Below are 6,460 nucleotides of genomic sequence, written 5' to 3' on the forward strand. Positions count from 1 at the left end.
GCGGGTCCCCTCCCTCTCCCCGTAGGGGAGAGGGCGTGAAAGGACATGGACATAACTCGTGACCGGGATGCCAAGCGCAAGGATGCGCACCGTGCCACAGGCCTGCGCCGCGGGTTGCAGCAGATGCGCCGGCTTGGCGGCACCGAGCGCCAGCGTGATGTCGCACATGGCCGCGCCCAGCATGGCGCCGTCATCAGTGCCGACCCCGCTCGGCATATCCACTGCGATGCGCAACCGCGCGGCGCGGGCGAGTCGGTGGAGCGGCGCGGCGATTTCGTCGGCCAGCGGCCGCGACAGGCCGGTGCCGAACAGCGCATCGACCAGAATGGTGGCAGGTTCCGCCTGTGCCAGCGTCTCGACCGGGCCGCCCCACCCTGCGGCCGCGCGTGCGGCGACCTCGGTCTTTGCGGGACCGGACGCGGCGACGCGTACCCTCGCCCCCATGCTCTGCAGCGCAGCGGCAGCGACATACCCGTCGCCGCCATTGTTGCCCGGGCCACACAGGATCAGAATGTCCGCACCCGCCGCCAGACGGTGGACGGCGACCGCGACGCCCTCGCCCGCGCGCTGCATCAGCGTATCGACGTTGGTGCCGGCCGCCACCGCCGCATCCTCGGCCGCGCGCATCTCGCTCGCGGTCAGGATCGGCTGGCCGTCCAGCGGGATCATGCGCCCTTGATCGTCGCGGGCAATCGGTAGCGGTCCTGCCCGATCGAGACGTCGATTCCGTCTGCGCCGACCACCGTGACGCGCGCGGGCTCTGCGCCATCGGCGGCGACCACGCCGCGGCCGTCATCCGTCACGCGCAGGCGGTGGAAGCCGCCATCGCCATGACGCACGGTCAGGACCAGGCCCTCTGCGTCCACCATCCGCTCGACGGTGCAGTTCGGCTCCAGCGGCGCGTTGCCGCGCGCGCATGGAATGCGATCCGCGTCCGCTGCGGGGATCGCCTCGTTGGAGGCCGTCTCGCCGGACGAACAGCCGGCGAGCGCGAGCAGAAGCAGGGCAGCAGCCCGATCAGATATCCGCATAGACATGGGTTTCGGCGCCTGCTCCCGGATGGGTGACCGCGCCCTTATAGGCCGGCCCCACGTTGCGCGCATAGCGCCACAGCACGCCCGACTGATAATCGTTCTGCCGCATGGTCCAGCGGGCACGCCGATCGGCAAGCACGGCATCGTCGACCAGCAGGTCGATGGTGCCCGCCTCTGCATCGATCCGGATGGCATCGCCATTCTCGACCAGCGCGATCGGGCCGCCGTCCGCCGCCTCCGGCCCGACATGGCCGATGCAGAAGCCGCGCGTGGCACCCGAGAAGCGCCCATCGGTGATCAGAGCGACCCGTTCGCCCATGCCAAGACCATAGAGCGCGGCGGTGGTGGACAGCATTTCGCGCATGCCGGGCCCGCCCTTTGGCCCTTCATAGCGGATCACCACGACCTCGCCGTCCTGGATCATCCGCGCCTCGACCGCGGCAAAGGCATCCTCCTCGCAGTCGAAGACGCGTGCCGGCCCTTCGAACTGGAGGCGCTTCATGCCGGCGACCTTCACGATCGCGCCCTCGGGCGCCAGCGATCCGCGCAGGCCGACGACGCCGCCGGTCGGGGTGATCGGCGTCTTGACGTCGTAGATGACCTTCTGGTCGGGGTTCCAGGTAACTTCGTCGATATTCTCGGCGAGCGTCTTGCCGGTGACGGTCATGCAGTCGCCGTGCAGATAGCCGCCCGCCAGAAGCGTCTTCATCAGCATGTAGACGCCGCCGGCCTCGTACATGTCCTTGGCGACATATTTGCCGCCCGGCTTCAGGTCGGCGATATAGGGCGTGGTCTTGAACGTCTCGGCAACGTCGTGAAGGTCGAAGTCGATCCCCGCCTCGTTCGCCATCGCCGGCAGATGGAGCGCGGCGTTGGTAGAACCGCCGGTCGCGGCGACGACGCGCGCGGCATTCTCGAACGCCTCGCGGGTGCAGATGTCGCGCGGGCGGATGTTGCTTGCGACCAGCGCCATCACCTGCTCGCCCGCCGCCTCGGCAATGCCGTGGCGGTCGATAAAGGGCGCCGGCATCATGTTCGAATTGGGGAGCGACAGGCCGATCGCTTCGCCCACGCACGCCATGGTGTTGGCGGTGAACTGCCCGCCACAGGCGCCGTGGCCGGGGCAGGCGACCTTTTCGAGTTCGATCAACTGCTGGAGCGGACAATTGCCCGCGGCATGCTGGCCCACCGCCTCGAACACGTCGACCACGGTCACGTCCTTGTCGTGGAAGCGGCCGGGCAGGATCGATCCGCCATACACGAAGATCGACGGGATGTTCAGGCGGAGCATCGCCATCATCATGCCGGGCAACGACTTGTCGCAACCCGCAAAGCCGACCAGCGCGTCGTAGCAGTGGCCGCGCACCGACAGCTCGACCGAGTCCGCAATGACCTCGCGGCTGACCAGCGAAGCCTTCATGCCTTGATGGCCCATGGCGATGCCATCGGTGACGGTGATCGTATTGAAACGGCGCGGCATGCCGCCGCCGCGGATCACACCGCCCTGTGCCGCATCGGCCTGCGCATCCAGCGTGGTGTTGCACGGTGCGGAATTGTTGCCTGCGGAGGCCAGTGCCACGAACGGCTTGGCGATATCCTGCTCGGTGATGCCCATCGCATAATAATAGCTGCGATGCGGGGCACGCTCGGGACCGACGGAGACATGGCGCGACGGCAGGCGGGATTTGTCGAACTGGTGGGTCATGGCGCAGCCCTATGTCGTGGAAGGGGGCTGCGGCGCAAGCTTCTTTCGCGCAAATGGGCCTAGAGAGGTCCAGGCGAAGGCGTGGGAGGCTTCTTTTGCACCGGAGATACGATCGTGCGGTCAAATCTCCCCTCCCCTTCAGGGGAGGGGCCGGGGGTGGGGCGCTTCCGCAGACGCGACGCCGGCAATCAGGCCAAGCGTCCTACAGTTCGCCCAGCGCCTTGGCGACGCCATCCATGGTGAACGGCTTCTGCAAGCGCGGGCGATCGCGGAAGCGCTCGTCGACGGAATCGTCGCTGCCACCTGTCGCGAAGACGAATGGCACGCCGCGTTCGGCCAGCAGTTCGGCGACGGGGGTGCTCTTTTCACCGCCTCGCAGGTTGACGTCCAGGATCGCAGCGTCGATGCCCCCCGCCTCGACTCGCGCGATCGCGTCCTCGACGCTGTCGGCGGTGCCCGCGACCTGCTTGTCGAGGATGTCGAGGAAATCCTCGAGCATCATGGCGATCAGGGGCTCGTCCTCGACGATGAGGATCTGGACAGGTTCGTTCATCGCCCCTGCCCTTATCACGGATTTACGGAACCGCCAGAGCCTTGTTGCAACAGCACCGCGCGCGTCGCCTCCGCCAGTTGCTGGACGGAGAAGGGCTTGGGCAGGAATGCGACATTGTCGATGTCGATCGAGCGGCGCAGTTGCTCCTCGGCATAGCCCGACATGAACAGCACCGGCAGATCGGGATAACGCTGGCGGACCTGGCGGACCATGGTGGGGCCGTCCATCGTCGGCATCACCACGTCGGAGATCAGCAGGTCGGGCTTGTCCATCGCGGCGAGCATCTCCAGCGCGGCCTCGCCATGCTCCGCCGCCTTGACGGTATAGCCCTGCCGCGTCAGCGCGCGCTCGGCGACCGCACGGACCATGTCCTCGTCCTCCACCAGCAGCACGGTGCCCGTGCCCCACAGGTCGGCCGGGCGGGTGGGGGCGCGTGAACTGAGTGGCTTTGGCTGCGGCGCGGCGGGCGCGGCGTGGATCGGCAGGTAGATGGAGAAGGTCGCCCCCTGCCCCGGCTTCGAATCCGCAAAGATCCAGCCGCCGGACTGTTTGACGATGCCGTAGACCGTCGATAGGCCGAGGCCGGTGCCCTTGCCCAGTTCCTTGGTGGTGAAAAAGGGCTCGAAGATCTTGGGCAGCACGTCTGCGGGAATGCCCGCCCCGGTGTCGCTGACGATCAGCGCGGTATAGTCGCCGACCGGCAGGATGTCGGAGGCCATCGCGCGGACATCGGCGGCGGACACGCTGCGCGTCTGGATCGTCAGCGTCCCGCCGGCCGGGCCGTTCGCCTGCACGATCGCGTCGCGCGCATTGACCGCCAGGTTGACGATGACCTGCTCCAACTGTCCCGGATCTGCACGCACCGGACCCAGGTTGCGGCCATGGCTGACGTCGAGCCGCACCGTCTCACCCATCAGCCGCTTGAGCAGGTTCGACACCTCCGACACGACATCGGGCAGTTGCAGGACCTGGGGCCGCAGCGTCTGCTGGCGGGAGAAGGCGAGCAGCTGGCGGGTCAGCGCCGCGGCGCGGTTGGAATTGGAGCGGATCTGCTGGATGTCGTCATAGTCGCTGTCACCGGGCGAATGGCGCATCATCATCAGGTCGCAGTGGCCGATGATCGCGGTCAGGATGTTGTTGAAGTCGTGCGCGACACCGCCCGCCAGCTGCCCCACCGCCTGCATCTTCGTCGCCTGCGCCACCTCACGCTTCAGCCGGCTCTCCTCCGAATTGTCCTTCAGGCTGAGCAGCACCGACGCGTCACCCAGCCCGCGCGCCCCGGCGATCGTCAGCGCGACAGGCTCGTCCGGATGATCCTTCAGCCGCACCGCCATATCCGCCGAATGCGTCGCCCCACCCGCAAAGCGACGTATAGCGTCGGCCACCGCCCCCTTGTCCTCGCGCACCACCAGATCGCCCGGATAAAGCGGCGGCGCGGCAGCGTTCACCCCGGCTGCCCGCATGAAAGCATCGTTCATCTGCAGGAAGCGCCCATCGCGATCGACTAGCGCCATGCCGAACGGCATCAACGCGACCAGGGTGCGCACATGCTGCGTCGCGCTCGCCCCGATCGCTGGCGCGGCGTCCTCCTCCTCATCGATCAGCGCGACCAGCATCGGCACGCCGTCGCCCTCGACGAAAGGCACCTGCATGAGCCGCAACGGCGTGCCGTCCAGCCCCTCCCGCTCGAAGCGGAGCAGGCCGCGGCTGTCGGTGATGAGGAAACGGGCGAAGTCGCGGCCGGCGATGCTGTCCTCGGCCCGGCCCAGCGCGCGGGCGGCCAGCACGCGATTGGCGGCCCGTACACGGCCATCCGGTCCGACCACCGCCGCCATGATCCCCGCTGCGCCGAACCGGTCGCCGTCCGCCCCGGCGATCAGCGCCTCGACCATTTGCGCCAGATCCTGCTCCACCGCCACGACGAAGCGCCAGACGAGCATGTCCGCCTCGTCCCCCGCCCGGGTAACCAGCGCAGACACCCGCACACCGTTCGCCAGCAGGCGGTCGGCACGCCCCAGCCCGTCACGCCACGCCGCGCGGCCCGCATGGGTCAGTGCAGCGACACCCTCGCCATCCAGCGGCAGACCCGGGGGCGTCGGCGAGCCATGGAACAGCGCCTCATAGGCGTCGTTGGCGCAGACCAGCCGTCCGGCACGATCGGTGACCGCGATCGCATCGTCGCTGGTATCGGCAACCACACGGGTGAAATCCCAGTCGAGCGCGCGGCGCTCCGGCACGCGGGCGGGCGTCAACAGACGCCACGCCACCACCCCGCCGCCGGTGACCAGTCCTGCGCCCAGAAAGCCCGCGGCGAACGGCCAACTGCCGACCACCGCGAAAACGAGGATCGCGGCAAGCAGTCCCGACCCGATCGTGACGAACAAGGCGGTCTGAACTGGAGAAAGCGTTCGGGTGGAAGCCAACGTCGCCATGGATCACGTCTTCCGATGGCGGAGGATGCCGGTCAAGCGGGATCCGCGCATGCCCGCATCGACATGGCCGGACTCAAGGCTCCGGCAGCGCGGTGCTGCCGGGAAGCCCAATCCGAACGCCCTCCCCCGGCAGGGAGAGGGCGTCCAGGACTTACCAGATACGAACGCGCTGTTCGGGCGTCAGGAATAGCGCGGTGCCCGGCTTCACGTCGAACGAGGCGTACCACGGGTCGAGGTTGCGCACGGTCAGCACGCGCTGATGGCCAGGTGCATGCGGATCGGAGAGCAGCGCCTGACGCAGCGCCGGTTCGCGGAACTTGGTCCGCCACACCTGCGCCCAGCCATAGTAGAAACGCTGGTCGCCCGTCGTGCCGTCGATCACCGGAGCGGGCTTGCCGCCCAGCGACTTGTGATACGCATCCAGCGCCACCGTCAGGCCGGCGAGATCGGCGATATTCTCGCCCAGCGTCAGGCCGCCCTGCACATGCTGGCCGGGGATCGGTTCATAGGCGTCATATTGCGCGACCAGCTTGTCGGTGAAGCTCTTGAAGCGCTCCACGTCCTGCGGCGTCCACCAGTCGGTCAGCTTGCCGGTCGCGTCATATTTGCGGCCCTGATCGTCGAAATGGTGGCTGATCTCGTGGCCGATCACCGCGCCGATGCCGCCATAGTTCACCGCCGGATCGGCGTTGGGATCGAAGAACGGCGGCTGGAAGATCGCGGCCGGGAAGACGAC

General features: G+C 68.0%; 6 protein-coding genes. All 6 read right to left on the reverse strand.

Annotated elements, in window-relative coordinates:
- On the reverse strand, positions 1-669 hold a 669-nt coding region (locus tag Q0U08_RS16425; RefSeq protein ID WP_298092666.1), incomplete at its 3' end, for an NAD(P)H-hydrate epimerase.
- The gene (locus tag Q0U08_RS16430) at positions 666-1,037 is read right to left on the reverse strand and encodes a hypothetical protein (RefSeq protein WP_298092668.1); all 372 of its coding nucleotides are present in this window, start codon (positions 1,035-1,037) and stop codon (positions 666-668) included. The genes Q0U08_RS16430 and Q0U08_RS16425, both read right to left, overlap by 4 nt.
- Positions 1,018-2,739: a dihydroxy-acid dehydratase gene (gene ilvD / locus Q0U08_RS16435; protein WP_298092669.1), complete on the reverse strand. Its 1,722-nt coding sequence runs from the start codon at positions 2,737-2,739 to the stop codon at positions 1,018-1,020. The genes Q0U08_RS16430 and ilvD overlap by 20 nt, the downstream gene beginning before the upstream one ends.
- Before the next feature lie 202 nt (positions 2,740-2,941).
- Positions 2,942-3,292: a response regulator gene (locus Q0U08_RS16440; RefSeq protein WP_298092671.1), complete on the reverse strand. Its 351-nt coding sequence runs from the start codon at positions 3,290-3,292 to the stop codon at positions 2,942-2,944.
- Positions 3,293-3,306: 14 nt separating this feature from the next.
- A complete protein-coding gene (locus Q0U08_RS16445) occupies positions 3,307-5,724 on the reverse strand; it encodes a PAS domain-containing sensor histidine kinase (protein ID WP_298092672.1) in 2,418 nt (805 codons plus the stop codon).
- 151 nt (positions 5,725-5,875) lie between these two features.
- The coding region (locus Q0U08_RS16450) for a M13-type metalloendopeptidase (protein WP_298092673.1) at positions 5,876-6,460 on the reverse strand (585 nt) is incomplete at its 5' end.

Origin of the sequence: uncultured Sphingomonas sp., from assembly GCF_946477935.1 — a bacterium.
Lineage (GTDB): Bacteria > Pseudomonadota > Alphaproteobacteria > Sphingomonadales > Sphingomonadaceae > Sphingomonas.

What these genes read in the sequence shown, in the direction of transcription:
- Q0U08_RS16440 (WP_298092671.1), bottom strand. Translation starts at nt 3,292, where the DNA reads ATGAACGAACCTGTCCAGATCCTCATCGTCGAGGACGAGCCCCTGATC.
- ilvD (WP_298092669.1), bottom strand. Translation starts at nt 2,739, where the DNA reads ATGACCCACCAGTTCGACAAATCCCGCCTGCCGTCGCGCCATGTCTCC.
- Q0U08_RS16430 (WP_298092668.1), bottom strand. Translation starts at nt 1,037, where the DNA reads ATGTCTATGCGGATATCTGATCGGGCTGCTGCCCTGCTTCTGCTCGCG.
- Q0U08_RS16445 (WP_298092672.1), bottom strand. Translation starts at nt 5,724, where the DNA reads ATGGCGACGTTGGCTTCCACCCGAACGCTTTCTCCAGTTCAGACCGCC.